The organism is Neorhizobium sp. IRS_2294 (assembly GCF_050500145.1).
In the GTDB taxonomy this organism is placed as follows: Bacteria; Pseudomonadota; Alphaproteobacteria; order Rhizobiales; family Rhizobiaceae; genus Neorhizobium; species Neorhizobium soli.
This window is the reverse complement of record NZ_CP191439.1, coordinates 2,435,935-2,462,365: the sequence shown is the minus strand read 5'-3', so window position 1 is coordinate 2,462,365 and position 26,431 is coordinate 2,435,935. Positions and strand designations below refer to the sequence as shown.

Sequence of the window (26,431 nt, the reverse complement as noted above, 5' to 3'; positions counted from 1 at the left end):
ATGAGCATGCGTGAATAAACGAACAGGGGCAGAAAAGGTGACGCATGCGCTACGCACTCTATTTTACGCCACCTGCGCATGATCCGCTGACGCTTGCCGCGGCGCAATGGCTCGGCCGCAGTGCCTATTCCGGCGAGGCGATGGAGCCGCCCGAGATCTGCAACCTTGGTTTGCATGAGATCGCCTATCATACCGCGCTGCCGCGCCGCTGCGGTTTTCACGCCACGCTCAAGGCGCCGTTCCGGCTCGCTCCTGATATTACCGAACAGATGCTGCTGCGCCATCTGATGCACTTTGCGGGATCGCATGATCCTTTCGAACTGCCGCCTCTCGAAGTGGCGCGGCTCGGCAATTATTTCGGGCTCGTGCCGGCGCTTCCCTGCGAGCGGATGCGGTTTCTCGCCTGCGCCGTCGTGCAGGAATTCGATGCGTTTCGGGCGCCTCTCTCGGAAGGCGAACTGGAACGCGCCGATCCCGGCGATCTCTCGGCACCGCAGTTTTCCAATCTTCATCGCTGGGGCAACCCTTACGTGATGGAAGAATACCGCTTTCACATGACGTTGACGGGCCCGATGACACCGGCCGAGATGCCGCGTTTCGAAACGGCCTTGCGCGCCCATTTCAATCCGTATCTGCTGCGTCCCCTGGAAATCGCCAATATCGCGCTGTTCGTCGAGAATGAGCCCGGTGCGCCGTTCCATGTGCATTCTCTGCATCCGATGGGGCGCGTTTCCGCCCGCAAGATCGCCTGAGCGATCACGTTCCGTCTCGACATCGGCGGAAAGGCTGGGCTACCTTCCACAAGAGATAATCGAGGTGGACCATGCCCATAACCATAAAAGACTATCCCCGCGACCTCGTAGGCTACGGCCGCCACACGCCTGATCCGAAATGGCCCGGCGGCGCCAATATCGCCGTGCAATTCGTGATCAATTACGAAGAGGGCGGCGAAAGCTCGATCCTGGATGATGATCCGGCGTCGGAAAACCTCTTGTCGGAGATCGTCGGCGCCGCCGCCTGGCCGGGCCAGCGCAATCTCAACATGGAATCGATCTACGAATACGGTTCGCGCGCCGGTTTCTGGCGGCTGCACCGGCTGTTTACCGAACTCAAGGTCCAGACCACCGTCTACGGCGTGACGCTTGCCATGGCCCGCAATCCCGAAGCTGTCTCAGCCATGAAGGAAGCCGGCTGGGAGATCGCCAGCCACGGTTATCGCTGGCTCGAATACAAGGATTTCGACGAAGCACGGGAACGCGAACACATTCTTGAGGCGGTGCGCCTGCATACCGAACTGACCGGCGAGCGTCCTTACGGCATGTATCAGGGCAAGCCATCCGACAACACGCTGAAGCTTGTCATGGAAGAGGGCGGTTTCCTCTATTCGTCCGACAGCTATGCCGACGATCTGCCCTATTGGGTGCCGGGGCTGGATGGCAAGCCGTTCCTGATCATCCCTTATACGCTGGAAACCAACGACATGCGCTTTGCCACGCCGCAGGGTTTCAACACCGGCGATCAGTTCTTCACCTATCTCAAGGATGCGTTCGACACGCTTTACCGGGAAGGCGAGGAGGGGGCGGCAAAGATGCTGTCGGTCGGTCTGCACTGCCGCCTCGTCGGGCGTCCGGGTCGCGTGGCGGCGCTGCGGCGGTTCATGGAATACGTGCTCTCGCACGACAAGGTCTGGCTGCCGCAACGCATCGAGATCGCCCGCCACTGGCATGCCCATCACAAGCCGTCAGATGTGTCGGCATCAAGCACGGTGGCTGCACGATGACCGCCCGCAACGATTTCGTCGCGACCTTCGGCGGCGTGTTCGAACATTCGCCCTTTATCGCCGAGCGCGCCTATGACGGCGGCATGATCTTCGTGCCGCTGACCGCCAAGGGCGTGCATGAGGCTATGGTGGCGGTTTTTCGCGCCGCGGATCCGCAGGAGAAGCTCGGCATCCTCAACGCCCATCCGGACCTTGCCGGCAAGCTCGCAATCGCCGGCGGACTGACGCAAGAGAGCAAAAGCGAACAGGCCGGCGCAGGCCTCGATCGTCTGAGCCCAGATGAGCACGCACGCTTCACCGAACTCAACGCCGCCTATGTCGCAAAATTCGGCTTCCCCTTCATCATCGCCGTGAAAGGCCTGACAAAGGACGACATCCTCGCCGCCTTCGAGACCCGCGTCGGCAACGACGCCGATGAGGAGTTCAAGACCGCCTGCGCCCAGGTGGAAAGGATCGCGCATCTGCGGCTGCTGGCGCTTTTGCCGGAGACGTGAGGGGTTTGCTTTTCCCTTGCCTGTCCTTCGCCTATAGTGACCGCAACAGGAGTTCTCGCCCTCATGAGACCGTCGGAAGTGCTGGAGAAAAACCGTGTGGCTATCCGCGAAGCGACGAAACGCTTCAATGCGGCGAACCCGCGCGTCTTCGGTTCGGTGGCGCGGGGTGAGGATCGTCCGGATAGCGATATCGACATCCTCGTCGATGCACTGCCCGGCACGACGCTGTTTGATCTCGGCGGGCTTCTCGAGGAGCTGAAGGAAATGATGTCGGGCACCGATGTCGACCTTCTCACACCCGGGGATCTTCCCGAGCGCCTGCGCGAGCGGATACTGCGGGAAGCCAAGCCGGTATGAGCATCGAGCGGCTCCAGACCTACATCGATGAAATGCTTGAGATCGGGCAGGAGATCCGGACGTTTGTCGCAGGCATGACCTATGAGGACTTCGCCGGCAATATTCTCGCGCAGCGGGGCATCGGGATGAACCTGCTGATGATCGGCGAAGCCTCCATGCAGCTTGCCAAGGAGTTTCCCGAATTCGTGGCCGACCATCCGGATATCCCGTGGATCAAGATCCGCGGAATGAGAAACCGCATCGCGCACGGCTATCGCAGCATCAATGTGGAAACTCTGTGGGATACGGTTCAGACATCCATTCCCGACCTTCTCGACCAACTCCACTCTCTGCGCAACTTCCATGCCCAAGGCGAATGATTTGACCGACCCCGAAACCCTCCACATCCTCCCGCTCACCAAAGCCACCTTCGCAGCCTATGGCGACGTGATCGAGGCCGATCCGGCGACGATGCGGCTGATCAACAACGGCACGACGGAGCGCTACCATGGGCTGGCCTCACCGGTCGTGGTCGGGGCCCCGGAGCGGCTGATCTTCAACATTTTTCGCGGCCAGCCGCGGAGTTTCCCGCACGAGGTCGGGATGATGGAGCGGCATCCGTTCGGCAGCCAGAGTTTCATGCCGCTGTCGGGGCGGCCGTTTCTGGTGGGCGTCTCCGACGACGAGGACGGCCGGCCGGGGCGTCCGAAAATCTTTTTGGCGCAGCCGCATCAGGGCGTGAACTATTTCGCCAATACCTGGCATCATCCGCTGATGGCACTCGGCGAGGTCAGCGATTTTCTCGTCGTCGATCGCGACAACACGGCGGCAAACCTCGAGGAATTCTTCTTCGACAAACCCTATCGCATCACGGAGCCCAGCCTATGACCGGCCTCACCACCCATGTGCTCGATACCGCGAGCGGTGCGCCTGCCTCCGGGCTCGTCATCGACCTCTACCGGATCGACGGCGACGCCCGCGAAAAACTCATGACGGTCACGACCAATGCCGATGGCCGCATTGATGGCGGACCGATCCTCTCCGGCGACACCTTCGTCACCGGCATCTTCGAGCTTGTCTTCCATGCGGGCGACTACCTGCGTGCCCGCGGCGTCGCGCTCACCGAGCCGGCCTTTCTCGACGTCATCCCGATCCGCTTCGGCATTTCCGATGTCTCGGCGCATTATCATGTGCCGCTGCTGATCTCGCCCTATGGCTATTCCACCTACAGGGGAAGCTGATGCGCTTTGCAGCGATCGCCGATATCCACGGAAACTGCGCCGCACTGCAGGCGGTGCTCGACGACATCGCAGACCTCGGCATCCGCGACATCGTCAATCTCGGCGATTGTTTCAGCGGCCCACTGGAGGCTGACAGGACCGGTGACCTGCTGCTGCTTCTCGATGAGGCCGCAGCGCAGACCGTGCGCGGCAACCACGATCGCTACCTCCTGGAAACGCCACCCGACGCCTTGGCGGCCTCGGATCGGCACGCGCACGGGCAGCTGGCACCGCGGCATTTCGAATGGCTGCGCAAACTGCCATTCACCAAGGTCTGGCGCGACGACGTTTACCTCTGCCACGCGACGCCTGAGAACGACAATCTCTACTGGCTGGAAACGGTGTCTGCGGACGGCCATGTGACGCTGCGGCCGCAAGCCGAGATCGAAGCGTTGGCCGAAGGCATCGCGCAATCGCTCATCCTCTGCGGCCACAGCCATGTGGCCCGGGTCGTCCAACTTTCCGATGGCCGGCTGATCGTCAATCCCGGCAGCGTCGGCCAGCCCGCCTATGACGACGATGCCCCCGTCTATCACAAGGTCGAAACGGGCCATGCACTGGCGTCCTACGCGGTGATCGAAAAGACCGACAAAGGCTTCGTGCCGACACTGCGCACCGTGGCCTACGACCACATGGCAATGTCCCGGCTCGCCGCGAAAAACGACCGTCCCGACTGGGCAAGTGCACTCGCGACCGGCAGGGTGTGAGGGTCAGTCGGGCCGCGCCCATCCCCTTCAATTCTCTATCCACCGCTAAAATTCCGACGGAAACCATTCCGCAAGGCTTCTTCCAGATACTCCCCTGCGACGAGACAGGGGATGATTCGATGGCTCAATCACGCGCAAAACCGGCTGCGAAACGCAAGCGCAGCGCCGGGACCAAACGCTCTTCCTCGCGTTCGGGAGGTTCGCTCTGGCTTTGGGGGGCAGCCCTTGTCGTGGTCGGCGGCTCGATCGCGCTCTACGATCATTCGACTGCCGCGCACCGCTTCGTGAGCAGTCTCACCTCTTCAAAGCCCGTTCAGACGGCCTCGAAGCCGGTGCAGCGCGATGACAATCCGGTACCGCCGAAACCGGTTGTTGCTGCTGCACCTCTGCAGCGCCCGGTCACGCCGCGGCCGACCGCTGCGCTTGACCAGAGCCAGACGGCCGCGATCATTCCACCGGCGCCGATCGGCAAGCCGGGGCTGGACGCGGTTGCCGCACAGTCGGCTGCTCAGCCGGGGGCGCCGAGACTGGGCGAAAAGCTTGCCGGTGCCTATGAGGCAAAGTTCTTTCTCTGCGGCACCGCCAAGCAGGACGACTGCGTCGTGTCCGCCGACCGCTTCGTCCTCCATGGTCAGAAGATCCGGCTGGTCGGCGTCGAAGTCCCCAATATCGCAAAGCCCCGGTGCGAGGCCGAGCGGATCAAGGCAAGCGATGCCAAGCTGCGGGTCCGCGCGTTCCTCGATTCCGGTCCGTTCGACCTGATGAGCTGGCGCGGCAATGATGCGGCGGTGGACGGTCACCAGTTGCGCGAAGTCACCCGCAACGGCCGCTCGCTTGCCGATATCCTCGTCAAAGAGGGACTGGCGAAGCGCCCGGGCGCCGGCAAATCCGGCTGGTGCTCCTGAGCCTCAGCCGCCTTTCGCCGTGGCCTCCGCCTTACTTCGAAGGCTGGCCGTTGGAGGCAGAGATTCCACCATCGACCGGCAGGTTGACGCCCGTCACGAAGCGCGCATCGTCGCTCGCCAGAAACGCGATCACAGCGGCGACATCGGCCGGCTCGCAGGGACCTTCCAGCGCAAAGCGCGCGTTGAACTGGGCCAGCCGTTCCTGATTGTCCATGATGCTATCGGTCATGCCGGAGCGCGTCAGGCTCGGGCAGACCGCGTTGACGCGGATGCCATCCTTGCCGTGATCCAGCGCCATCGCCCGGGTGAGATTGACGACACCACCCTTGGCGGCATTGTAGGCCGCCATGCCCCAGTCGCCACCGGTGCCGGAGACAGACGCGACGTTGACGATCGAGCCCCTGGTCGTTTTCAGATGCGGGATTGCCGCGCGGCTGGCAAAGAACACGCCGTCCAGATCGGTCGCCATCACCTTGCGCCAGTCGCTGGTCGACAGCGATGACACATCGCCCTGCACCGCCACGCCTGCATTGTTGACGAGAGTGTCTATGCGGCCGAACGTCTTGACCGCGGCCTCGACCAGAGCGTTCACCTGGTCCTCGTCCGCCATGTCGCAGGCCTGCACGAGAACGCGGTCCGTGGGGTAGGGCGCTGCAACCGCCTCGAGCTTTTTGGGGGTGCGGCCGGCGATCACGACGAAGGCGCCCTCATCCAGAAACCGTTCTGCGGTCGCCTTGCCGATGCCCGATCCCGCGCCCGTGACGATGACGACTTTTTCGCTGAAGCGCTGCATGAAATTCTCCTTGTAAGCGATGCTATTAGGGCCATCCTCCAAGGCTGCGAACGGGCAGGAACGGGGCGAGGTTCCACGGACAGACGCGGCGAATATGCGATTGTTCGCATTTTATTAATATTGTTAGCAAAGACTGACGGACGGGACACATCGAAATCAGATGGCAGGCGTTGAGGGAGCGAACTACATCGGAGGCGAACATGGCTTTGTATCAGCGTACCGTGCTTGTCGTAGAAGATGAGCCCCTAATCCGGCTGCATCTGGCAGACACTTTGGAGGATGCCGGCTATACGGTTCTCGAGGCATCGAACGTGCTCGAGGCGGTGGCCGTCCTTGGGCAGTCCCGAACCGTTGACGCGGTCATTACCGATATCGACATGCCCGGCGCCCTCGACGGTTTCGACCTGATGAAGCTGATCTGCAGCTGCTACCGGGATACCGCCGTCATCGTCACGTCAGGCGGTCATGTCCTGTGCGAAGCCGAGCTTCAACCCGGCTGCGCGTTCATTCCCAAACCCTATGACCTGCCGAAAATGCTCGACATGCTCGCGGCACGGATCGCCCAGGCCTCCACGCGGTCGTCCCAGGCATGGCCCTGCGGCAGACTGTGGGCCTAGGCTCAGAAGAAGAAATCAGAACCTCATGTCGGCGATGATGTCGCGGCCGCAGGTTTCGATATCGCGCTTTCCGCACAAGGCCATCGAGATGTCCATTTCCTTGCGGATGATGTCGAGCGCTGCAGTCACGCCCGGCTTTCCCATCGCGCCGAGGCCATAGAGGAAGGGGCGGCCGATATAGGTGCCCTTGGCCCCCAGCGCCACGGCTTTCAGCACATCCTGACCGGAGCGGATACCGCCGTCGAAATGCACCTCGATACGGTCGCCGACGGCTTCGACGATCTTCGGCAGCATGCTGATCGAGGAGGGGGCGCCATCCAGCTGGCGGCCGCCGTGGTTGGAAACGATGATCGCATCGGCGCCGGTGTCGGCTGCGGCCCGCGCGTCTTCCTCGTCGAGAATGCCCTTGATGATCAGCTTGCCGCCCCACAGGTCCTTGATCCAGCGGATATCGTCCCAGGAGAGGCGCGGGTCGAACTGTTCGGCGGTCCAGGCACCGAGCGACGACAGGTCTGAGACGTTGCTGGCATGGCCCACGATATTGCCGAAGCCGCGACGCTTGGTGCGCAGCATTTCCAGGCACCATTGCGGCCTGGTCGCCAGCTGCAGCGCGCTGTTCAGCGTCCATTTGGGCGGCGCCGACAGGCCGTTTCTGATGTCCTTATGACGCTGGCCGAGGATCTGCAGATCGGCGGTGACGACCAGCGCCGAGCAGCCGGCCTGCTTGGCGCGGCCGATCAGCCGTTCGATAAAGCCGCGGTCCTTGAGCACGTAGAGCTGGAACCAGAACGGCTTGGTGGTGACCGAGCGCACATCCTCGATCGAGCAGATGCTCATGGTGGACAGCGTGAAGGGAACGCCGAATTCTTCTGCCGCCTGCGCCGCCAGCATCTCGCCATCGGCATGCTGCATGCCGGTCATTCCGGTTGGCGCGAGCGCCACGGGCATGGACGCTGCCTGTCCGACCATCGTCGTTGCCAGCGACCGGTTGGTCATGTCGACAAGCACCCGCTGGCGCAGCTTGATCTTGGAAAAGTCATCCTCGTTGGCACGGTATGTGCCTTCGGTCCAGGCGCCGCTATCGGCATAATCGAAGAACATTTTGGGCACACGACGGCGAGCCATGGTCTTCAGATCGGCAATGGTCAGCGGCTTGGACATGCGCAAAACTTCCTCCTCGATGGTTGTCCGACAACTACCATATCCGGGCGACCTTGCCAGCGGAAACGTCGGTTTGGGGGAGCAGTTTTCTCAACCGCACCGCAGGTGCCGCGCCGCAACGGAAAACGGGCGGCCATGGCCGCCCGTCGTAGTTTACTCAATCTGTGGCCGGGTTTTGTGGCTGGGCCTCAGAATTCTTCCCAGGACTGGGCCTGTGCCGCGGCCGATGACGAACCGCCGCCGAAGGCTGAAGCGATGCGGTTGCCGAGCGCTCGTGCCGGCGATGGTGTCTGGCGCGAGGCCGGCGATACGGCCATCGGAGCCGACGGAGCATGGCCGCGACGACCGTTCGATACGGAGCGGTTTTCGCTCTGGCCGAGGTTGAAGCGCGACAGGAGGTCGTTCAGCGAGGCTGCTTCCTTGGCAAGCGAGTGGCTGGCCGCAGTCGATTCTTCCACCATGGCGGCGTTCTGCTGGGTGCCCTGGTCCATCGTGTTGACCGCCGTGTTGATCTCCTGCAGTCCGACCGCCTGTTCGCGCGCGGAGTCGACGATCGCGTTGACGTGGCGGTTGATCTCCTGAACTTCGGCGACGATGACTTCCAGCGCCTTGCCGGTCTCGCCGACCAGGTGGACGCCGGAGCGGACATGCTCGCTCGATGCGGTGATCAGTTCCTTGATCTCCTTGGCGGCCTTGGCAGACCGCTGTGCGAGTTCGCGGACTTCCTGTGCGACGACGGCGAAACCCTTGCCCGCTTCACCGGCACGCGCGGCTTCGACACCGGCGTTCAGGGCGAGAAGGTTGGTCTGGAAGGCGATTTCGTCGATGACGCCGATGATGCTGGAGATCTCGCCCGAGGACTTTTCGATCCCCTGCATGGCGGTGACCGCATCGCGCACGACTGCGCCGGAACGCTCGGCACCGGCACGGGCCTTGGTGACGAGGTTGCCGACTTCTTCGGCGCGCTTGCTGGAATCCTTCACCGTGGTGGTGATCTGCTCCAAGGCGGCTGCGGTTTCTTCGACCGATGCAGCCTGCTGTTCGGTGCGCTTGGACAGATCGTCGGCGGCCGCACGGATCTCATTGGCGCCGCCGTCGATGCCGCGGGCATTGTTGCCGACGGCCTGCAGCGTTTCCTGAAGGTTGGCAACCGAATCGTTGAAGTTGTTGCGCAGTGCATCGAGATGCGCGACGAACGGCGTGTCGAGGCGGTAGGCGACATCACCCTGCGCAAGCTTTGCCAGTCCGCCGGCAAGCTGGTCCACCGCGAACTGGGTGTCAGCGGCGTCCTTTGCCTTTTGCGCGTCGCGTTCGATGCGTTCGCGATCGGACAGGCTCCGGTTGGCATCGGCTTCGCGTTCGAGGCGGATGCGCTCCAGCGCGTTGTCGCGGAACACGGCAACGGCTGCCGCCATGGCGCCAAGCTCGTCGCGGCGATCCTGACCTTCGATCGGTGCCTCTGTTTCACCCCGTGCCAATGACGCCATGCGTTCGCGCAGGTTGGCAATCGGCTTGGTGATGCCCTTGGCGGAGACGAGGAGCGCTCCGACGATACCGGCCGAAAACACGACTGCGAGAACGAGCAGTGCGTTGAAGATCGTCGAGTTCGTTTCGTCGGTGATCGCGTTGCTCTTGGTATTCACATCTGCGCTCAACCGCTCGAGGAATGCCGCGAGGTCCTTCGCCAGCGGCAGAACCTGCTGATCGACCTTCACAAGAGCTGCCTTGGCGATTTCGTCCTGGTCGTTTTCACCGAGGGCAACAGCCTCGTCAGTCAGCGTGAGGACTGCCTTGACGCGGGTCACGAGCGGGTCGAGGTCTGCCGCTCTGGTTGGCACGAGTGTACGGATATGCTCGAGACGCACCATCAGGTTGGTTTTGCTTTCCTTGTAGAAAGCAGTGGCAGCCGTCATCCCCTCGCTGCCCCTGGGATAGGCAAGGGTCTGGTAGGCGGCATAGCCCGTCGCCGCAAGATTGCGGTTGGCGCGGGCCATTTCCACAGCCGCAACGGTGTCTGTCGAAATAAAATCGGAGTAGCTGGTATCGGCAGCCTTGTAGCGGCTTGCAACGAAGCTTGTAGCGCCCAGGCCAACGACGCAGAGCGGGATAAGGACAGACAGTATTTTGGTGCGAATACTCGCATTTTTCAAAAACGACATAGAACCCCTCGTGGAGTAGCGGAGAAGCCTCCATTCCATCAGCGTTGCTGGCGCCAGCCGGGATCGCTGGAGCGCATGCAAACTGATCGATTGGTCAGGCAAACTTGTGTGGCATGACAGCTGCGCTCTGCCTTCATGGCTGCCAGGGGATATTCTGTCGCAGACAGGCGTAATAAGTTATAGTTTAAATATAATTAAGCGCTGATATTACAGTGAAAATGCATCACGACTGGATTCTAGACTTGGTGTTTCGTTCGCCGGTTGCGCCCGGAGGGATGGGGTATCCTGTCCCGACAGCCCGGCTACTTCGAGACGTCAGGCCTCCACGGCACCAGTCTGCATTTCATCGCCGCCCAGCCCCGTCTTCATCGCCTTGCCCGCAACATAGGTTTCCACCACCGCGCGGTCGTCGCCCATGGTCTGCAGCAGGAACAGCTCTTCGGGCAGGGTCTTCACCGTTTCCATCCGAAGCCGCATTGCGGGTGTCGATCCGGCGTCGAGGATGACGAGGTCGGCCATCGACCCGATGTCGAGCGTGCCGATGTCGGCCTCCATGCCCAGCGCCTCCGCATTGCCGCGGGTCATCAGGTAGTAGCTTTCGAGCGGATTGAGACGTTCGCCCAGCAGTTGCTGGATCTTGTAGGCCTCGTCCATGGTCTTCAGCATCGAATAGCTGGAACCGCCGCCGATATCGGTCGCGACGGAAACACGGACGGGCTTTTCGCGCCTCCTCAAGGCTTTCAGCGGAAACAGGCCGGAACCGAGGAACAGGTTGGAGGTCGGGCAATGCACGGCAATGCTGCCGGCTTCCGACAGCGCATCTGCCTCACGCTCGGAGAGATGGATGGCGTGGCCGAGCAGCGTCTTTTTCCCCAGCAGGCCGTAACGGGCATAGATATCGGTATAGTCCGTCGCTTCCGGATAGAGCTCGGCAGTATACTTGATTTCGTCGTGGTTTTCCGAGAGGTGCGTCTGGATGAACAGGTCGGGGAATTCCTGCGCCAACGCTTCCGCCGCCTTCATCTGGCCCGGCGTCGAGGTGATGGCAAAGCGCGGCGTGATGGCGACGTGGTTGCGGCCCTTGCCATGCCATTCGGCAATCACGGCTCTGGTTTCGTCATAGCCCATCTCGGCCGTGTCGAGCAGGCCCTGCGGCGCATTGCGATCCATCATCACCTTGCCGCCGACCATGCACATGTTGCGCTTCATCGCCTCGGCGAAAAACGCGTCGGCGGAGGTCTTGTGCACCGAGCAATAGGCAACGGCCGTCGTCGTGCCGTGGCGCAGAAACTCGTCGTAGAAATGTGTGGCGATGCGCGTCGCGTGATCGCTTTCGACGAAGCGGCATTCCTCGGGGAATGTATAGGTATTGAGCCATTCCAGCAGATTTCCGGCATAGGACGCGATCACCTGCATCTGCGGAAAATGCACATGGGTATCGATCAGGCCCGGCAGAATGAGGTGCGGCCGGTGATCGATCTCTTCGACGTCGGCCGTCGCCTGCGCCTTGACCTGCGCGTAGTCGCCGGTTGCGGTGATCCGGCCGCCGGAGACCAGCAGGGCGCCGTCGTGCTCGTACAGATAGCTGTCGGTGTCGGTCATCGCGAGGGGGGCGCGCTTGAACGACAGGAGGCGGCCGCGGATCAGGGTATCGGTCATCTAAAACTCTATTTCGACGCTATCGCACTTTCATACCACGCAACGAGAAGACGGCGCTCCTCGCTGGTGATGGCGGACACGTTGCCTGGCGGCATGGCGTGGCTCCGGCCGGCCTGGATATAGATCTCGCGGGCGTGGGCGGCAATCTCCGCATCGGTTTCCAGCTTCACCGATTTCGGCGTGAAGGTGATGCCCTCCCAAACCGGTTCCGCCGCATGGCACATCGAACAGCGCCCCTGGACGACATTGCGCGCCGCGACGAAATGCGTGTCGGATGCGAATGTCTGCTGGATCGGCGTCATGGCCGATGCGCTCGATATCTCGGTCTCGCCGGTCAGCACTTTTGGCACCGTCGAAAGCCACATGATGGTGATGAACAGGAGCACCGTCACCAGCCAGGTCCAGGTCGGCTTGCCCTTGCGCGCATGGGTGGTGTTGAACCAGTGCCGGATCGTCACGCCCATCAGGAAGATCAGCGCCGCGATCACCCAGTTGAAATGGGTGGCAAACGCCAGCGGATAATGGTTCGACAGCATGAAGAAGATGACGGGCAGGGTCAGGTAGTTGTTGTGCAGCGAACGCTGCTTGGCAATCGCGCCGTATTTCGGATCGGGCGTGCGCCCGGCGATCAGGTCGGCGACGACGATGCGCTGGTTCGGCATGATGATCATGAAGACGTTGGCAGACATGATCGTGGCGGTGAAGGCGCCGAGATGCAGGAAGGCCGCCCGGCCGGAAAAGATCTGCGTGTAGCCCCAGGCCATCGCGACCAGAACCAGATAGAGAATGCCCATCAGCGCCCAGGTATTCTTGCCGACAGGCGATTTGCACAGCTGGTCATAGATGACCCAGCCGATACCGAGTGACGCCAGCGAAAGGCCGATCGCCTGCAGGGATGACAGGTCCATCACCGTGCGGTCGATCAGGAACAGGTCTGCGCCGCCATAATAGACGATGCACAGCATCACGAAGCCGGAGAGCCAGGTGGCGTAGCTTTCCCACTTGAACCAGGTCAGGTGCTCCGGCATCTGCGCCGGCGCCACCAGATATTTCTGAATGTGATAGAACCCGCCGCCATGCACCTGCCATTCCTCGCCATAGGCGCCGACGGGAAGATGTGCCCGCTTCACTAGCCCAAGATCAAGCGCGATGAAGTAGAAGGACGAGCCGATCCAGGCGATCGCAGTGATGACGTGAAACCAGCGCGCTGCAAAGCTCAGCCATTCCCAGGCGATCGCGTATTCGTACATTCCGTGTGTTCCCGATTCAGTTCCCCTGCAGCGCACTTTGGGCAAAAAAGGATCGCGAGGGAAGAGGGGCGGACGCCGCCGTCATTCCGATACAGATCATATGGCAATGAGGGGAGCGGGCGAGGTTGCCGTGCCCGTCCATTCGGACTAGCTTTCGGGCGTATCAGGATCGAGGAGCTACCCATGAGCGAAACCGCAGAACCCCATCATGCCTCGTGCCACTGCGGCGCGGTGCGCTTGCGGGTCAAGTTGTCGGATGGGTTCAACACGATCCGGCGCTGTGACTGCTCGTTTTGCCGCATGCGGGGAGCCGTCGTTGCCTCTGCGCTGCTGAGCGATCTCACCATCCTTGAAGGCGAGGACAGCCTGACGCTCTATCAGTTCAATACGGGGACTGCGAAACACTATTTCTGCAAGACCTGCGGCATCTATACCCATCACCAGCGACGCTCAAATCCGGAGCAGTTCGGCATCAATGTCGCCTGCATCGAAGGTGTCAGTCCGTTCGATTTCCCCGAAGTGACGGTCATGGACGGCGTCCGTCATCCGGCTGATACGGGTGCCGATCCAAATTCGGGGATTGCAGGTGTCCTCAGATACTCGACATCCTGAGGCTGTCAGACAGCGGTAGTAATCCGTCCCAGGCGTGTTTCCGGATCGAGGCAGACCTGGTTGCGGCCCCGCATCTTGGCGGCGTAGAGCGCCAAGTCGGCGCGCCGGTAGAGGTCGGCGGCGCTATCGCCGCTGTCGCCGGATGCGATGCCTGCAGAAAACGTGTAGCGGAAGCTCTGCTGTTCCGCGACGGGCCGCGAGTGACGCACCGCCTCCAGCATCTTGCCGACGATCGTCAGCGCGTTTTCCGGTGATGCATTGGGCAGGATCAGCACGAATTCCTCGCCGCCGACACGGCCGAGTACGTCGGTCTTTCGCACATGGCTGTGCAGTGTCTTGGCAAAGTCCTTCAGCACCGCATCGCCGACCGAATGGCCGAAACGGTCGTTGATATATTTGAAATTGTCGATGTCGAGCACGGCCAGGCATCCGGCCGGCTGCGATGGCGCCCCACCTTGCGAGCGCAACAGATCGTCGATCTTTGCCATCGCGAACCGCCGGCTTGGAATGCCGGTCAGTTCGTCGATCTGGGAGACCCTGATCGCGTCGTCGCGGTCCTGCCGGAGCGTTCTTTCGTCGGGGCGCATCGAGGTGATGTCACTTGCAACGCACAGCATCCAGCCGTTCGGCTGCATGGTTTCCGTCATCCAGAGCCAGCGGCCGTCGTGAAGGTCGGTTTCGTAGGCGCGAAAGCCGATCTTGCCGCGCCGCGAAAGGGTGGAGCGCAGCCATGTCTCGAAATCCGTCGCCTTGATGACCGTGCCGCGCGCTGACAGGAAATTGCGGCGCATCATCTCCGACCAGAGCGGATTTTCGGTCTCGTCGAGGCACCAGGCGTCCCGGAACGCACGATTGGCGAAACGTAGCCTGTCGTCCTGATCGAACACTGCGATCAGGACGCCTGCAACTTCCATCAGCCCGGCCATCTGCCGCAGCGTCGCGTCGTCGTTCAAGGCCATGATGTCCCAGAATGTGAGTCTCTGTCTGCGTATTTCTTAGCTGTTACTTATGAATGATCAGTTAGGCAATTTGTTTCAACCCGCGGTATACGCGGTTGAGAAGCAGCAGTGACCGTGCAGTGGTGACAAATCATTTTTGCGCCCTATCTTAGCGTCAATTGCAATTTTCAGAGTTTCCCTTGCTCATCGCCGATCTCGACGAACACGCCGCCCTTCTCGATCGTCTCGAGGCCCTCGAAGCCTACGACATCATGGATTCTCCGTCTGAACCGGAGTTCGACGGGATCGTCCAGATCGCCACCGCGCTTTGCAAGGCGCCGGTGGCGCTGATCAGTCTTGTCGATGCGGAACGCCAGTGGTTCAAGGCGCGTGTCGGGTTCAGCCCGTCTGAAACGCCGCTCTCCCAGTCGGTCTGCCGCCATGCGCTCGCCAGTTCCGATCTTCTGATCATTCCCGATCTCAAGGACGATCCGCGCACGTGCTACAACACGCTGGTGACCGGCGAGCCATTCATCCGCTTTTACGCGGGCGCACCGCTGATCACACCCGACAATATCACCATCGGCAGCCTCTGCGTCATCGACAGTGTGCCGCGGCCGCACGGTCTCGACAACGAACAGCGCGAAGGACTGCGCGCGCTTGCAGGCCAGGTGATTGCGCTGTTTGAAGCGCGCCGGCTGTCGCAGCGCAAGGACGATCTGTTTCGCCGGCAGAAGAGCCTGACATCGCATATGCGGGCCGCTGCAAACGAGACGCTGGCTGCCCAGGAGGCTGGCGGCGTCGGCACGTTCGAAGTGGATATCGAGACCGGTCAGGCCAAGACGTCGCCGGCCTTTTGCCGCATCTTCCATCTGCCCGTCGCACCGATCTATCCGTCCTCCCTGTTTGAGGGAATGGTCGTGGAGAGCGACCGGGGCTTGCAGTCGAGCGACCTCGGCCGTCGGGAGGCCACGGATTCGCTCGACGTCGAGTATCGCATCAATACGGATGTCGGAATCCGCTGGATTTCGCGCACCGCCAGTTTCGTTCACGACGAGAGCGGACGGCCGATCAAGATGATCGGTGCGGTGAAGGACGTCACAGTCATCAAGCGGGCGGCTGCCCGCGTCCAGGCTCTGCTCGATCTTGGCGACCGTCTCAATCATCTGACCGACACAGAGTCCATGGCGATGGCGGCGGCCGACCTGATGGCCAAGGCACTGGATGCCACCCGCGCCGGTTTCGGCATCGTCAACCTTGCTGACGAGACGGTGCTGATGCAGCCGGAATGGACGGCGCCCGGTGTCGTGTCTCTTTCCGGCCGGCATCACTTCCGCGATTACGGCTCGTTCATCAACGATCTGAGGCTTGGCAACCCCGTCGTCATCCCCGATGTCACGCAGGACCCGAGAACCCGCGACAATGCGCAGGCACTGCTGGATCTGGATATCCGCGTCCTCGTCAATGTGCCGATCATGGATCAGGGGCGTTTCAATCTGGTCGTGTTCGCCCATCACACGCATCCCTATGCGTGGAGCACCGAAGAACTGGCTTTCCTGCGCAGCTTTGGCGATCGCATCCAGGCCGCGATTGCCCGCGTGCATGCCGAGGCCGAACAGATGGTCCTGCAGCGTGAGCTCGGGCACCGTCTGAAAAACACGCTTGCCATGGTGCAGGCCATCGCCTCGCAGACCCTGCGTCCGGTCAAGGAACGCAACCACGTGGACGCTTTCGAGCGTCGCCTGCATGCGCTGAGCACCGCGCACGAAATCCTTCTCGAGCGCAACTGGAGCAGTGCCCCGGTTTCCAACGTCGTTGAAAAGACGCTCGACCGTCTCTCCGTGCGCGAGCGGATCGACATCGTCGGCGACCCGATCATGCTTGGACCCAAGGGTACGCTGTCGCTGTCGCTCGTGCTGCACGAGCTCGCCACCAACGCGATCAAGTATGGCAGTCTCTCCAACACGACAGGCCGCGTTGCCATTAACTGGCACGTGGAAGGCGAGGGCGATCTTTCGTCGTTCAACTTCAGCTGGCAGGAAAGCGGCGGACCGCAGGTTGCCGAACCGCAGGCCAATGGGTTTGGATCGAAACTTATTCGTATGGGACTGGCCGGAACAGGCGGCGTTAACGTTCGTTATGAACCATCGGGCTTCGTCGCCCAGATGCACGCGTCTCTCCCTCAGCTCCAGCAGGCAGATATCTGAATGGGATCACATACCCCGCCTTCAAGGCACGTCGTACTCGTAGTTGAGGACGAACCGCTGCTCTTGATGATGGCGACGGACCTCGTAGAAGAAGCCGGTTTCGAAGCCGTCGAGGCTCGAAGTGCCGATCAGGCAGTCGAAATTCTCCAGGAACGTAAGGATATCCGCATCGTCTTTACCGACATCGATATGCCGGGCAGCATGAACGGAATGCGGCTGGCCGCCATGGTGCGCGACCGCTGGCCGCCGATCGAGATCATCATCGTGTCCGGCCATGTGAAGCTCGGCAAGGACGATATGCCGGCCCGCAGCGTGTTCTACAGCAAGCCCTACGATGCCGCCAAGATCGCCGCTCAGCTGCACCGGATGGTCTCGCACCTCTGAATGCCTGCCTGAGTGTAGGTTCCTTAAGAAAAATCTAATACGCAAGTTGTGCGCCGCACTATTTTGTTTAGCGGCACCAGCCGACTCGCGTATTGTAAACTTTGCAAGTTCTCCGGCGGTGCCGGGTATTGCGTTGAGCGCGTCGCCGGAGATGACATTCATCAACGGAGAACAGGCTTATGCATAGCGACATGACGCCGAGCAGGCGGTGCCTTCCAACGGGCGCGGTGATTGCGTTTGTATCCGGTGTATCCACGTGCGGCATTCCCATTCCACAGGGGCGGGCGCACGAGGCCGTGAGCGGCTTCAAATACGAGTCCTACTGCTGCAACGGCAACAATCATACCGGCGACTGCCAGAGGATCCCGACCAGGAATGTCAGGATCACAAGCGGCGGTTACGAAATCATCCTGAAGCCCGGTGACCACCGTCTGGTCACCCGCACCCATGATTTCCAGCTGCCGCAGAGCGAGGCCCGTCGCAGCACCGATTCCGAATATCACATCTGTCTTTATCCGACGGAAGACACGCTGCGCTGTTTCTACGCGCCCGACATGGGCTTTTGAGGGAGCTCAGCATTCCGGCAAAAGTTCGGTGATCCAAGTCCGGAATGCCCTAACCTTTTTGATGTTGTACCTGCTTTCCGGATAGGCGAGCCAATAGTCACGACCGTCGTTGCAGGTGAGTTCGAACGGCTGGAAAAGACGCCCAGCGGCGATGTCGTCGAGGAAATGCCGGGGGTTGAGAATAGCGACCCCTTGGCCTGCCATGGCGATTTGAGCATCCATGGTCTGTGTGCCAAATTCGTTGCGCGGGAACCGCTCCAGTCCCGGATTTTCCACGCCGGCCGCGGAAAACCACTGGCTCCACCATTTGTCGCCGGCGCTGATGATCGGCAAGTTGAGAAGACCAGCGGGCTCGGCCAAGGCGCCCGCTTGTTCGGCGAGCTTCGGGCTGAGCATCGGGGTGAAATCCAATCGCATGATACGGTGAGCGACAACACCCTGCCAGTCGCCCTTGCCCCAGCGAATGGCCACATCAGCCTGTTCGCGGACAAAATCGATGAGGTTTGACGACGTCTCCAGCCGCACCGCGATCTTCGGATGCGTCAGCTGAAAGGCGCCGATATGACGCGACAGCCATTGGTAGGCGAACGTGGCGGTGGAATGAATCGTCAGCATCTCGTTGGATACAGCGCTCAAGGCCGCCACAGCCTCGTCCATGATGCCGAACGCTTCCGATATTTTTGGTGCCAGCCGCTCGCCTGCCGCCGTCAATGTCACCTGTCGCGGCCGGCGGAGGAACAGCTGGTCGCCCAAAGTCTCCTCAAGAAGCTTGATCTGATAGCTCACCGCCGTCTGCGTCATGCCCAGCTCTTCGCCGGCCCTGGTGAAACTCAGGTGCCGCGCTGCCGCTTCGAAGACGCGAAGGGCGTTCAGCGGAAAGTTCGTCGACAATTTCATGGATAAGCCCTCTTCATCCATACAGACGGATGTTCCATTGGAAACGGAGCATTTTTGCGCGCATCTTCCAAGCACAAACATCAAATCAGTGATGACTCAACAAGGGAGAAGCGGCCATGTTCAGTGGTTTGCGCGCTGCATTTCTGCGCCTGAAATCAAGCGTGGGTTTTTTGACATCGATGATCGCAGGCGCCCGCCGGCGGTGCGACGTGGAGAATGTCAGCGAGGACGAACTGCGGGCCTTCGGTCTGCTCGACGAGAGGATCTCGCCCAGCACCGTCAAGCGTCGCTTCCGTTCCGAGGCGTGGGCCGAGGTGGATCGCTACCAGCGCTTTCCGTGAGGCGCGTGTCAGACCGAAGAACGTGCGGGCATACCCTCTTCGACCGGGTGCCCGGCGGGGACGCGGTGCAACAGTTCGGCGGCGACCAGCGCTGCGATCACCGCCGGGCGCTTGTCCTTGACGCTGTCATCAGCCGACACACTGCCGACCGGCAGCGTCAGCCTAGATATCATCGCTGCACTCGTTTCGCGGTTCTCCGTCTGCCGCTGCAGCCAGTTTGCAAATGTCGCGCGCTTTGTGGCCGAGCCGATCATGCCGACATAGGCGAGGTCTCCCCGCGAGAGCGCCCGTTCGGCGATCAGGAAATCCAGCGCATGGTCGTGGGTGAGGATGACAGCCGCGCCACCCGGCGCAATCTCCGCCACATGCGCTTCCGGCATGGCGGCCAGCCGTTCGGAAACTTCTGGTGGCAGTCCCTCCAGCGCCTCGGCGCGTGTCTCGATGACGGTCACGGCAAAGGGCAGGGGCGCGAGAGCGCGTGCCAGCGCCAGACCCACATGGCCGCAGCCGAACAGGTAGATTTCGGGGCGCGTGTCCTCTTCGCGGCGCATACGGGTTTGCAGATCCGTAGCGACTTCAGGCGTCACGACGGTAAACACGAGTTTCGTGCGCCCGCCGCAGCACTGGCCGATCTCGGGCCCGAGCGGAATATCCATCACCGCAGCGCCCGAGCCTGCGAGGATAGAGCGGGCGTTGTCGATCGCCATATATTCGAACTGGCCGCCGCCGATCGTGCCCCAGATCGCAGTGCTGCTGACCAGCATGAACGCACCTCGCTCACGCGGCGTCGAGCCCTTCGCCTCAGTGATCTCGACGAGGACCGATGCGGGGTTGGCGGCGAGAAACGCGGCAAGCGGCAGGGTCATGGTTGGGGCTCATGCGGCTGCAGCATCGCGCTTTACCCCAAAGCCTTCATCCGCTCGACCGCCATCAGCACCCTTTCCGGCGTTGCGGGCGCATCGAGCCTCGGGCAGGCGGCGTAATCGGCAACGCTTGCCACCGCCATCGAGATCGCTTCGAGAACCGAGATCGCCAGCATGAAGGGCGGTTCGCCCACGGCTTTCGAGCGGCCGACGGTCGGTTCAGCATTTTCAGACCATTCCGCCAGCTGCACGTTGAAAATCTTCGGCCGGTCGGAGGCGAGCGGGATCTTGTAGGTGGAGGGCGCGTGCGTTCTGAGGCGCCCCTTGGCGTCCCACCACAGTTCTTCGGTAGTCAGCCACCCCATGCCCTGCACGAAGGCGCCTTCGATCTGGCCGATATCGATCGCCGGATTGAGCGATTTGCCGACATCATGGAGAATGTCGGTGCGATCCATCATGTATTCGCCGGTCAGCGTGTCGATCGAGACTTCCGACACGCAGGCGCCATAGGCGAAATAGTAGAACGGATGGCCCTTTCCGGCCGCCCGGTCCCAATGGATCTTCGGTGTCTTGTAGAAACCTGCGGCGGAAAGCTGCACACGGTCGTAATAGGCGGCCTTCACGAATGTATCGAAGGGCACGGTGTCGCCGCCGATGCGGATGCGGTTGGGCAGGAATTCCACTTCCGACTTTTCCACCTTCCACTGCCGGCAGGCGAAATCCACCAGCCGCTCCTTGATCTGGCGGCAGGCATCGTAGGCGGCCATGCCGTTGAGATCGGAGCCGGAAGAGGCGGCGGTCGCGGATGTGTTCGGCACCTTGCCAGTGGTCGTCGCGGTGATCTTCACCCGGTCAATATCGACCTGGAAAGCATCGGCCACCACCTGCGCCACCTTGGTATAGAGACCCTGGCCCATCTCGGTGCCGCCGTGGTTCAGGTGGATCGAACCGTCGTTATAGACATGCACGAGCGCGCCCGCCTGGTTGTAGGCCGTCAGCGTGAACGAGATGCCGAACTTGACCGGCGTCAGCGCGATGCCCTTGCGAATGACTGGGCTTTGCTCGTTGAACTCGAGGATCGCCTGCCGCCGCGCCTGATAGTCGCTCGACTGTTCCAGTTCGTCGACGATGCGGGCGATGACGCAGTCCTCGACCTCCTGATGATAGGGGGTCGTGGTGCGGCCGGAGCCGGGCTGTCCGTAGAAATTGAGCTTGCGCACCTCGAGCGGGTCTTTGCCGACCGCATAGGCGATTTCCTCGATCATCCGCTCGGCGCCGAGCATGCCCTGCGGCCCGCCGAACCCGCGAAAGGCGGTGTTGGACACCGTGTGGGTCTTTAGCGGTTGCGAGGTCAGGTGCACATGCGGGTAGAAATAGCTCGAATCCGCATGAAACAGCGCCCGGTCGGTGACGGGACCGGAGAGATCGGCGGAAAAGCCGCAACGCGCCGCGTAGGTCGCATCGACCGCGTGGATGCGGCCGTCCTCGTCGAAGGCGATATCGTAATCGACCCGGAAATCATGGCGCTTTCCGGTCATCGACATGTCTTCGTCGCGGTCCGGCCGGAATTTGACCGCCCGGTTGAGCTTCTTTGCCGCGACGGCCGCAAGGGCTGCGAACTGGTTGCCCTGGGTCTCCTTGCCGCCGAAACCGCCGCCCATGCGTCTGGTGCGGACTTCGATCGCGTGGTTCGGCACGCCCAGCACATGCGCCACCATATGCTGCACCTCGCTCGGATGCTGGGTCGAGGACCAGACGATCACGTCGTCATCCTCGCCCGGAATGGCAAAGGCAATGTGGCTTTCGAGGTAGAAATGCTCCTGGCCGCCGATTTCCATCGAGGCCTGAACCCGAAGCGGCGGCTTGCCGATCTCGGCCTCCGGCTCGCCGCGCTTCAGCGTCATCGGTTCGGTCACGAATGGCGCGCCATTGTCGCGGGCCCCTGCGATGTCGCTCCAGTGGGGAAGGTCGCTATACTCGATCTTTGCCAGAAGTGCTGCACGCCTGGCCTGGTCGCGCGTTTCCGCAAACACCGCAAAGATCGGCTGGCCGTGGAACTGCACGAGATCGGTCGCCAGCAGCGGCTCGTCATGACGGCCGGTCGAGCCGACGTCGTTGGCGCCCGGAATATCGTCTGCCGTCATCACCCAGACGACGCCGGGTGCTGCTTTGACTGCTTCGAGGTCAATCGACACGATCTGCGCATGGGCGCGATCGGCGAGGCCCAGCCCGCCATGCAGCGTGCCCGCGGGTTCTGGAATATCGTCGATATACTCGGCCTGTCCGGTCACATGCTTGTGCGCCGAATCATGCTTTAGCGACACATGCATCGGGCCGTCGATCACCGGCTTCATCGGAAAGCTTGTATTGTCCATCATGCTTCCTCCAGCTCGAACCGGTGCAGCTCGCTCGGTGCTCCCGCGGTCTCCAGAAAGAACCGCGTCAGCAGGTTCTTGGCGGTCAGGCTGCGGTATTCAGCGGTCGCCCGCCAGTCCGTCAGCGGCTGGAAATCCGCATCGAACGCGTCGCGCACGGCAGAGACCACGCCCCAGCTCCAGGGCTGTCCCTTCAGCATATCTTCCACATGGGTTGCCCGTTTCGGGATCGCCGCCATGCCGCCGAAGGCGATGCGGATCTCTTCGACCAGCCCTTCGGCGTCGAGCATCAGGTAGAACGCGCCGCAGAGCGCCGAAATGTCCTCGTCGCGGCGCTTGGAAATCTTGTAGACGGCGAAATGGCTGTCTTCTGCCGGGCGCGGCACGACGATCTTTTCCACGAACTCGCCGGGCTGCCGGTCCTGCTTGCCATAGGCGATGAAGTAATTCTCGAGCGGCATCGTGCGGCGACCGGAATGGGACCGCAGCGTCAGTTCGGCACCCAGCGCGATCAGGGGCGGCGGGGTGTCGCCGATCGGCGATCCGTTGGCGATATTGCCGCCGATCGTGCCCATGTTGCGCACCTGGCTGCCGCCGATCCGGTCGATCAACCGGCCAAAGGCGGGAACCACCGCATCCATCACGCCTTGCGCATCCGCATAACTGACGCCGGCACCGATGGAGACGCCTCCATCCTCGATGGTGATCGCTTTCAACTCGCTGAGATGGTTGATGAAGATGACAGGGTCGAGCAGCCGCAGCTGCTTCGTCACCCACAGTCCGACATCGGTCGCACCGGCCACGACCGTTGCATCAGGGTTTTCGGAAAAGACTTGGGCAAAGGCCTCGACCGAGGCCGGAACGATGGAACGGGCGCCGTCCTTTTCGACGACGATGGTGTCGGTCGCCGACTGCATGGAGAAAAGCTTGCCCATGATTTCGGTGCGGTCGCGTTCCAGCGGATCAAACAGCGCGCTCGGCCGGCTTTCCGCCACCTGTTCCGCCGCCTTGACGATCGGCTCGTAGCCGGTGCAGCGACAGAGATTGCCCTGCAAGGCGCTTTCGATGTCCTGGCGCGACGGCTGTTCGTTGGAAAGCCAGAGCCCATAAAGCGACATCACGAAGCCCGGCGTGCAGAAGCCGCATTGCGAGCCATGACAGTCGACCATCGCCTGCTGCACCGGATGCAGAATGCCATCCTTTGCGGCCAGATGTTCGACCGTGACGATATGGGTTCCGTGCAGCGATCCGAGCAGGCGGATACAGGCATTGACGCTTTCATAGATCAGGCCGCGTTCACTCAGCCTCCCCACCAGCACCGTGCAGGCACCACAATCGCCCTCGGCACAACCTTCCTTCGTCCCCGTCAGCCGCCTTCTGAGGCGCAGATAATCGAGAAGCGTTTCCGTGGGGCCGAAATCTCCAAGGCTCAACTCTTCCGTGTTGAGTATGAAGCGGATCGCTGAACTCATCTGTCTCCTTCGTCCGCCGTCACCGGCTTCTGCTGTCAATTCGATTGCGGCGGATGCCGGGGCAACCGCTCAAAGTCTCTGCCGCGACGCCTCGACGTCGCCGCCGTAGCATCCGCCCCAACCTCCCTCATTCCTGTGCTCGTCACAGGAATCCAGCAGCGTCGCGTCCACGACGCGGAAGGGTCTTTCCACGCGAAGTCTTTCGCGTGACTGGATTCCTGTGACAAGCACAGAAATGGGGGTAGCGGGGGTGGGCGCCGTCACCCACATCGCTTGCTTCGCGCAAGTCTACTGCGCAGTGCGGTCGCCGTCGATGGAGATATTTTTGGCGGGGACGCGGAAGTGGGCGTTTCCGGCGAAGCAGTTGTCCGACGTCTTCGTCGCAGCGATCGCCCAACGTCTCGGCCGCGACCCCCGCCCAACGTCTCCGTCGCGGCGACCACCCAACGTCTCCGGCGCGGCATCCACCCGGACGTCTCCGCCGCGGCAACCACCCAACCTCTCCTCATTCCTGTGCTTGTCACCGGAATCCAGCAGCGTCGCGTCCGCGACGCGGAAGAGTCTTTCACGCGAAAGACTTCGCGTGACTGGATCCCTGTGACAAGCACAGGGATGAGGGAAACGGGGGTGCCAGGAATGCGCTACGGGCGAGACCTTCCCCATCGTCTTTCACGCCCAACCCTCACTGCGCCGTCCAGCCGCCATCGATCGAGAGATGCGTCCCCGTGATGCTTCGTGCCGCATCGCTCGCGAGGTACAGCGCCGCGGCGGCCACGTCCTCGACCGCGACGAATTCCTTGGTGGCCTGCAGCCGCAGCAGCACTTCGTCTCGCACCTGCGCTTCGCTGATGCCCTTTTCGCGGGCCTGGGCGGGGATCTGTTTTTCGACCAGCGGCGTCAGCACGAAGCCAGGGCAGATGGCGTTGACGGTGATGCCCGATTGCGCGACCTCGAGCGCCACGCTTTTGGTGAGGCCCATGATGCCGTGCTTGGCGGCCACATAGGCGGATTTGAACGGCGAGGCGACGAGGCCGTGGGCGGAGGCGACGTTGATGATGCGGCCCTTGCCTTGCGCCTTCATCAGCGGGATCGTGTGGCGCATCGTGTGGAAAGCCGACGACAGGAGGATGGCGATCAGCTGGTCCCATTTTTCCGGCGGAAAATCTTCGATCTTTGCCACATGCTGGATGCCGGCATTGTTGACGAGAACGTCGACCGTTCCGAATGTCTTCGCCGTGCTCCGGATCAGATCCTCGATCTCGCCGGGCCTGGTCATGTCGGCCGGGTGGTAGAGGACGGTTGCGGCACCCGCCTCGTCGAGCATCCGGCAGGCGGCCTCGATTGCGTCCTTTTCTCCAAAGCCGTTGATCACGACCGTATCGCCCGCGGCTGCAAAACCCTTTGCGATGCCGAGACCGATGCCGGACGTTGAGCCGGTGACGACGACGGTTCTTGCCATTTTTATAAAACCCTCCCTAGGCCAAAGCGCCCGCGCTTGAGCGGTGCCTCGACCGGAAAGGTACGCTCAAACCTTGCGCCCTGGCAATTGCCAAGGAGTGCCGAAAGAAGGGGAGCGAGCAAGGGCCAGGCGCCAGCCTTGCCCTTGCAGCAAGCTTCAGTTTGCCGGCTTGCCCGCACCGGTTGCGGCATGGGTCGCCTGCGCATGAGACGGGGATCGCGCCGGGTTGCCGGCCGTGTTTCTGGCGGCCTGACGCACGCGGTTGCGCCCGCCTTGCTTGGCGTCGTAGAGCAGCGTATCGGCCACCCGCAGCATCTGTGCGAAGCTCTCGCCGGCCTCCCCCTGGTAGACTCCGAAGCTTGCGGTGAGACGTCCTTGAGCGAGCGGCGTGACGGTGGTCTTTGCGAGTGCTGCGCGCAACCGCTCGGCGATATCAGCGGCCTCCGTCTCGGTCGTCTTCGGCAAGACGATGCAGAATTCCTCGCCGCCGATCCGCGCCGCGAGATCGTAGGGGCGGACATAATTTGTGGCGATTTCGCCGGCTGCCACCAGAACCTGGTCGCCGACATCGTGTCCGTGACTGTCGTTGATGGTCTTGAACTTGTCGAGGTCGAACAGGATGACCGAGATCGGTTCCGCCTGGCGCTCGGCGCGTGCCAGTTCCTGCGCAACGCGTTCGCTCAGCCAGCGGCGGTTGCCAAGCCCGGTCAAAGGGTCGGTCATCGCCTGGTGGCGCAGCTTCTGCATCAGCGTTTCGACTTCGGCGACCATCGAGGTCACAGCCGTCGCGAGCACGCCGATCTCATCATCGGCTTTGGAAAACATCCGCACCGGCTGGCCTTCGTCGCGATAGGTTTTGACCGCGCGCGTCAGGCTGCGGAGCGGCCGCAGCAGCAGCCAAAGGCCCGAAAGGCAGGCCACGGTGCCGATCAGCGTGGCGCCGAGCAGCAACAGAAGAAGCGTGAGCGGCTGGGTTTCGAAACCGATCGCGAGATAGGCGATCACGGCAATCAAGGGCACGTGGATGGACAAAAAGCAGATCATGAAGATCTTGGCCGTCAGTGATTTCCTGAAAGGCTGCAGCGCCATCGGGGGGGTCGGATTCATCCCGGCTCCTTTTGAAGATACAAGTCCCACTGCGGGGTCCAAAGACCGCATAAAGCTATGGGTGCGTCC

General features: G+C 61.9%; 27 protein-coding genes. 15 read left to right on the top strand and 12 right to left on the bottom strand.

Translation table 11 applies throughout. The features are described 5' to 3' along the window. The first annotated feature begins 44 nt into the window (after window positions 1-44). From ACQY1K_RS11840 to ACQY1K_RS11800, 9 genes are all read left to right on the top strand, one after another. The gene (locus ACQY1K_RS11840) at window positions 45-752 is read left to right on the top strand and encodes a DUF1045 domain-containing protein (RefSeq protein ID WP_430257444.1); all 708 of its coding nucleotides are present in this window, start codon (window positions 45-47) and stop codon (window positions 750-752) included. A 71-nt stretch (window positions 753-823) separates the two neighbouring features. Then, window positions 824-1,780, top strand: a complete 957-nt coding sequence (gene puuE, locus ACQY1K_RS11835; protein ID WP_430257443.1) for an allantoinase PuuE — start codon at window positions 824-826, stop codon at window positions 1,778-1,780. Beyond that, a complete protein-coding gene (uraD, locus tag ACQY1K_RS11830) occupies window positions 1,777-2,274 on the top strand; it encodes a 2-oxo-4-hydroxy-4-carboxy-5-ureidoimidazoline decarboxylase (RefSeq protein ID WP_430257442.1) in 498 nt (165 codons plus the stop codon). Before puuE ends, uraD begins: the two co-directional genes overlap by 4 nt. A gap of 63 nt (window positions 2,275-2,337) precedes the next feature. After that, a complete protein-coding gene (locus ACQY1K_RS11825) occupies window positions 2,338-2,631 on the top strand; it encodes a nucleotidyltransferase family protein (protein WP_062582764.1) in 294 nt (97 codons plus the stop codon). After that, entirely contained in the window at window positions 2,628-2,990 is a 363-nt protein-coding gene (locus ACQY1K_RS11820; protein ID WP_192077407.1) for a HepT-like ribonuclease domain-containing protein, read from the top strand. The genes ACQY1K_RS11825 and ACQY1K_RS11820 overlap by 4 nt, the downstream gene beginning before the upstream one ends. Further along, window positions 2,974-3,498, top strand: a complete 525-nt coding sequence (locus ACQY1K_RS11815; protein ID WP_430257441.1) for an ureidoglycolate lyase — start codon at window positions 2,974-2,976, stop codon at window positions 3,496-3,498. Before ACQY1K_RS11820 ends, ACQY1K_RS11815 begins: the two co-directional genes overlap by 17 nt. Continuing rightward, the gene (uraH, locus tag ACQY1K_RS11810; protein ID WP_062582770.1) at window positions 3,495-3,851 is read left to right on the top strand and encodes a hydroxyisourate hydrolase; all 357 of its coding nucleotides are present in this window, start codon (window positions 3,495-3,497) and stop codon (window positions 3,849-3,851) included. The genes ACQY1K_RS11815 and uraH overlap by 4 nt, the downstream gene beginning before the upstream one ends. Next, a complete protein-coding gene (locus ACQY1K_RS11805) occupies window positions 3,851-4,597 on the top strand; it encodes a metallophosphoesterase family protein (RefSeq protein ID WP_430257440.1) in 747 nt (248 codons plus the stop codon). Before uraH ends, ACQY1K_RS11805 begins: the two co-directional genes overlap by 1 nt. Window positions 4,598-4,716: 119 nt before the next feature. Continuing rightward, the gene (locus ACQY1K_RS11800; protein ID WP_430257439.1) at window positions 4,717-5,502 is read left to right on the top strand and encodes a hypothetical protein; all 786 of its coding nucleotides are present in this window, start codon (window positions 4,717-4,719) and stop codon (window positions 5,500-5,502) included. Between the two features lie 31 nt (window positions 5,503-5,533). Here ACQY1K_RS11800 and ACQY1K_RS11795 read toward each other — a convergent pair whose 3' ends face one another. After that, a complete protein-coding gene (locus ACQY1K_RS11795) occupies window positions 5,534-6,295 on the bottom strand; it encodes an SDR family NAD(P)-dependent oxidoreductase (protein ID WP_430257438.1) in 762 nt (253 codons plus the stop codon). Between the two features lie 200 nt (window positions 6,296-6,495). On the opposite strand from ACQY1K_RS11795, the gene ACQY1K_RS11790 reads away from it, so the two are divergent. After that, complete coding sequence (locus tag ACQY1K_RS11790) at window positions 6,496-6,912, top strand: response regulator (protein ID WP_062455479.1); 417 nt, start codon at window positions 6,496-6,498, stop codon at window positions 6,910-6,912. 15 nt (window positions 6,913-6,927) lie between these two features. Here ACQY1K_RS11790 and ACQY1K_RS11785 read toward each other — a convergent pair whose 3' ends face one another. The 4 genes from ACQY1K_RS11785 to puuD form a co-directional block, all read right to left on the bottom strand. Further along, entirely contained in the window at window positions 6,928-8,073 is a 1,146-nt protein-coding gene (locus ACQY1K_RS11785; protein WP_430257437.1) for an alpha-hydroxy acid oxidase, read from the bottom strand. A 188-nt stretch (window positions 8,074-8,261) separates the two neighbouring features. Next, window positions 8,262-10,232, bottom strand: a complete 1,971-nt coding sequence (locus ACQY1K_RS11780) for a methyl-accepting chemotaxis protein (protein ID WP_430257436.1) — start codon at window positions 10,230-10,232, stop codon at window positions 8,262-8,264. A 315-nt stretch (window positions 10,233-10,547) separates the two neighbouring features. After that, window positions 10,548-11,891 (bottom strand): guanine deaminase, encoded by a 1,344-nt coding sequence (gene guaD, locus ACQY1K_RS11775; RefSeq protein WP_430257435.1) that lies wholly within the window; start codon window positions 11,889-11,891, stop codon window positions 10,548-10,550. An 8-nt stretch (window positions 11,892-11,899) separates the two neighbouring features. Further along, complete coding sequence (gene puuD / locus ACQY1K_RS11770; protein ID WP_430257434.1) at window positions 11,900-13,141, bottom strand: urate hydroxylase PuuD; 1,242 nt, start codon at window positions 13,139-13,141, stop codon at window positions 11,900-11,902. Window positions 13,142-13,324: 183 nt separating this feature from the next. Here puuD and ACQY1K_RS11765 point away from each other — a divergent pair, with 183 nt between their 5' ends. After that, entirely contained in the window at window positions 13,325-13,753 is a 429-nt protein-coding gene (locus tag ACQY1K_RS11765) for a GFA family protein (protein ID WP_113166803.1), read from the top strand. Window positions 13,754-13,758: 5 nt separating this feature from the next. Here the strand turns inward: ACQY1K_RS11765 and ACQY1K_RS11760 are convergent, their stop codons facing one another. Then, window positions 13,759-14,712 (bottom strand): GGDEF domain-containing protein, encoded by a 954-nt coding sequence (locus tag ACQY1K_RS11760; RefSeq protein WP_430257433.1) that lies wholly within the window; start codon window positions 14,710-14,712, stop codon window positions 13,759-13,761. 179 nt (window positions 14,713-14,891) lie between these two features. Here ACQY1K_RS11760 and ACQY1K_RS11755 point away from each other — a divergent pair, with 179 nt between their 5' ends. The 3 genes from ACQY1K_RS11755 (at window position 14,892) to ACQY1K_RS11745 (ending at window position 17,848) form a co-directional block, all read left to right on the top strand. Continuing rightward, the gene (locus ACQY1K_RS11755; protein WP_092660229.1) at window positions 14,892-16,898 is read left to right on the top strand and encodes a GAF domain-containing protein; all 2,007 of its coding nucleotides are present in this window, start codon (window positions 14,892-14,894) and stop codon (window positions 16,896-16,898) included. Continuing rightward, window positions 16,899-17,282, top strand: a complete 384-nt coding sequence (locus ACQY1K_RS11750) for a response regulator (protein ID WP_092660231.1) — start codon at window positions 16,899-16,901, stop codon at window positions 17,280-17,282. Between the two features lie 191 nt (window positions 17,283-17,473). Next, the gene (locus ACQY1K_RS11745; protein WP_197978069.1) at window positions 17,474-17,848 is read left to right on the top strand and encodes a hypothetical protein; all 375 of its coding nucleotides are present in this window, start codon (window positions 17,474-17,476) and stop codon (window positions 17,846-17,848) included. A gap of 6 nt (window positions 17,849-17,854) precedes the next feature. On the opposite strand, the gene ACQY1K_RS11740 is transcribed toward ACQY1K_RS11745, so the two are convergent. Then, window positions 17,855-18,745, bottom strand: coding sequence for a LysR substrate-binding domain-containing protein (locus ACQY1K_RS11740; RefSeq protein ID WP_430257432.1), 891 nt, complete (start codon window positions 18,743-18,745; stop codon window positions 17,855-17,857). Between the two features lie 116 nt (window positions 18,746-18,861). On the opposite strand from ACQY1K_RS11740, the gene ACQY1K_RS11735 reads away from it, so the two are divergent. Next, on the top strand, window positions 18,862-19,086 hold the full coding sequence (locus tag ACQY1K_RS11735) for a hypothetical protein (RefSeq protein ID WP_192077395.1): 225 nt from the start codon (window positions 18,862-18,864) through the stop codon (window positions 19,084-19,086). 8 nt (window positions 19,087-19,094) lie between these two features. Here the strand turns inward: ACQY1K_RS11735 and xdhC are convergent, their stop codons facing one another. The 5 genes from xdhC to ACQY1K_RS11710 all read right to left on the bottom strand — a co-directional run bounded on the left by xdhC (window position 19,095) and on the right by ACQY1K_RS11710 (window position 26,362). Then, the gene (gene xdhC, locus ACQY1K_RS11730; RefSeq protein ID WP_430257431.1) at window positions 19,095-19,952 is read right to left on the bottom strand and encodes a xanthine dehydrogenase accessory protein XdhC; all 858 of its coding nucleotides are present in this window, start codon (window positions 19,950-19,952) and stop codon (window positions 19,095-19,097) included. A 32-nt stretch (window positions 19,953-19,984) separates the two neighbouring features. Beyond that, entirely contained in the window at window positions 19,985-22,324 is a 2,340-nt protein-coding gene (gene xdhB / locus ACQY1K_RS11725) for a xanthine dehydrogenase molybdopterin binding subunit (protein ID WP_430258992.1), read from the bottom strand. Further along, a complete protein-coding gene (gene xdhA, locus ACQY1K_RS11720) occupies window positions 22,324-23,796 on the bottom strand; it encodes a xanthine dehydrogenase small subunit (protein WP_430257430.1) in 1,473 nt (490 codons plus the stop codon). The genes xdhB and xdhA overlap by 1 nt, the downstream gene beginning before the upstream one ends. A 682-nt stretch (window positions 23,797-24,478) precedes the next feature. Next, window positions 24,479-25,255 carry a 3-hydroxybutyrate dehydrogenase gene (locus ACQY1K_RS11715; protein ID WP_430257429.1) on the bottom strand — a complete coding sequence of 259 codons (777 nt, stop codon included), beginning with the start codon at window positions 25,253-25,255 and terminating at the stop codon, window positions 24,479-24,481. Window positions 25,256-25,411: 156 nt separating this feature from the next. Beyond that, a complete protein-coding gene (locus ACQY1K_RS11710; protein WP_082472015.1) occupies window positions 25,412-26,362 on the bottom strand; it encodes a GGDEF domain-containing protein in 951 nt (316 codons plus the stop codon). Between the last annotated feature and the right edge of the window lie 69 nt (window positions 26,363-26,431).

What these genes read in the sequence shown, in the direction of transcription:
- xdhC (WP_430257431.1), bottom strand. Translation starts at nt 19,952, where the DNA reads ATGACCCTGCCGCTTGCCGCGTTTCTCGCCGCCAACCCCGCATCGGTC.
- puuD (WP_430257434.1), bottom strand. Translation starts at nt 13,141, where the DNA reads ATGTACGAATACGCGATCGCCTGGGAATGGCTGAGCTTTGCAGCGCGC.
- ACQY1K_RS11765 (WP_113166803.1), top strand. Translation starts at nt 13,325, where the DNA reads ATGAGCGAAACCGCAGAACCCCATCATGCCTCGTGCCACTGCGGCGCG.
- ACQY1K_RS11710 (WP_082472015.1), bottom strand. Translation starts at nt 26,362, where the DNA reads ATGAATCCGACCCCCCCGATGGCGCTGCAGCCTTTCAGGAAATCACTG.
- uraD (WP_430257442.1), top strand. Translation starts at nt 1,777, where the DNA reads ATGACCGCCCGCAACGATTTCGTCGCGACCTTCGGCGGCGTGTTCGAA.
- ACQY1K_RS11805 (WP_430257440.1), top strand. Translation starts at nt 3,851, where the DNA reads ATGCGCTTTGCAGCGATCGCCGATATCCACGGAAACTGCGCCGCACTG.
- guaD (WP_430257435.1), bottom strand. Translation starts at nt 11,891, where the DNA reads ATGACCGATACCCTGATCCGCGGCCGCCTCCTGTCGTTCAAGCGCGCC.
- ACQY1K_RS11795 (WP_430257438.1), bottom strand. Translation starts at nt 6,295, where the DNA reads ATGCAGCGCTTCAGCGAAAAAGTCGTCATCGTCACGGGCGCGGGATCG.
- ACQY1K_RS11820 (WP_192077407.1), top strand. Translation starts at nt 2,628, where the DNA reads ATGAGCATCGAGCGGCTCCAGACCTACATCGATGAAATGCTTGAGATC.
- ACQY1K_RS11840 (WP_430257444.1), top strand. Translation starts at nt 45, where the DNA reads ATGCGCTACGCACTCTATTTTACGCCACCTGCGCATGATCCGCTGACG.
- ACQY1K_RS11760 (WP_430257433.1), bottom strand. Translation starts at nt 14,712, where the DNA reads ATGGCCTTGAACGACGACGCGACGCTGCGGCAGATGGCCGGGCTGATG.
- ACQY1K_RS11740 (WP_430257432.1), bottom strand. Translation starts at nt 18,745, where the DNA reads ATGAAATTGTCGACGAACTTTCCGCTGAACGCCCTTCGCGTCTTCGAA.
- ACQY1K_RS11780 (WP_430257436.1), bottom strand. Translation starts at nt 10,232, where the DNA reads ATGTCGTTTTTGAAAAATGCGAGTATTCGCACCAAAATACTGTCTGTC.
- ACQY1K_RS11815 (WP_430257441.1), top strand. Translation starts at nt 2,974, where the DNA reads ATGCCCAAGGCGAATGATTTGACCGACCCCGAAACCCTCCACATCCTC.
- xdhB (WP_430258992.1), bottom strand. Translation starts at nt 22,324, where the DNA reads ATGGACAATACAAGCTTTCCGATGAAGCCGGTGATCGACGGCCCGATG.
- ACQY1K_RS11785 (WP_430257437.1), bottom strand. Translation starts at nt 8,073, where the DNA reads ATGTCCAAGCCGCTGACCATTGCCGATCTGAAGACCATGGCTCGCCGT.
- ACQY1K_RS11735 (WP_192077395.1), top strand. Translation starts at nt 18,862, where the DNA reads ATGTTCAGTGGTTTGCGCGCTGCATTTCTGCGCCTGAAATCAAGCGTG.
- uraH (WP_062582770.1), top strand. Translation starts at nt 3,495, where the DNA reads ATGACCGGCCTCACCACCCATGTGCTCGATACCGCGAGCGGTGCGCCT.
- ACQY1K_RS11745 (WP_197978069.1), top strand. Translation starts at nt 17,474, where the DNA reads ATGACGCCGAGCAGGCGGTGCCTTCCAACGGGCGCGGTGATTGCGTTT.
- ACQY1K_RS11750 (WP_092660231.1), top strand. Translation starts at nt 16,899, where the DNA reads ATGGGATCACATACCCCGCCTTCAAGGCACGTCGTACTCGTAGTTGAG.
- xdhA (WP_430257430.1), bottom strand. Translation starts at nt 23,796, where the DNA reads ATGAGTTCAGCGATCCGCTTCATACTCAACACGGAAGAGTTGAGCCTT.
- ACQY1K_RS11800 (WP_430257439.1), top strand. Translation starts at nt 4,717, where the DNA reads ATGGCTCAATCACGCGCAAAACCGGCTGCGAAACGCAAGCGCAGCGCC.
- ACQY1K_RS11825 (WP_062582764.1), top strand. Translation starts at nt 2,338, where the DNA reads ATGAGACCGTCGGAAGTGCTGGAGAAAAACCGTGTGGCTATCCGCGAA.
- ACQY1K_RS11715 (WP_430257429.1), bottom strand. Translation starts at nt 25,255, where the DNA reads ATGGCAAGAACCGTCGTCGTCACCGGCTCAACGTCCGGCATCGGTCTC.
- ACQY1K_RS11790 (WP_062455479.1), top strand. Translation starts at nt 6,496, where the DNA reads ATGGCTTTGTATCAGCGTACCGTGCTTGTCGTAGAAGATGAGCCCCTA.
- puuE (WP_430257443.1), top strand. Translation starts at nt 824, where the DNA reads ATGCCCATAACCATAAAAGACTATCCCCGCGACCTCGTAGGCTACGGC.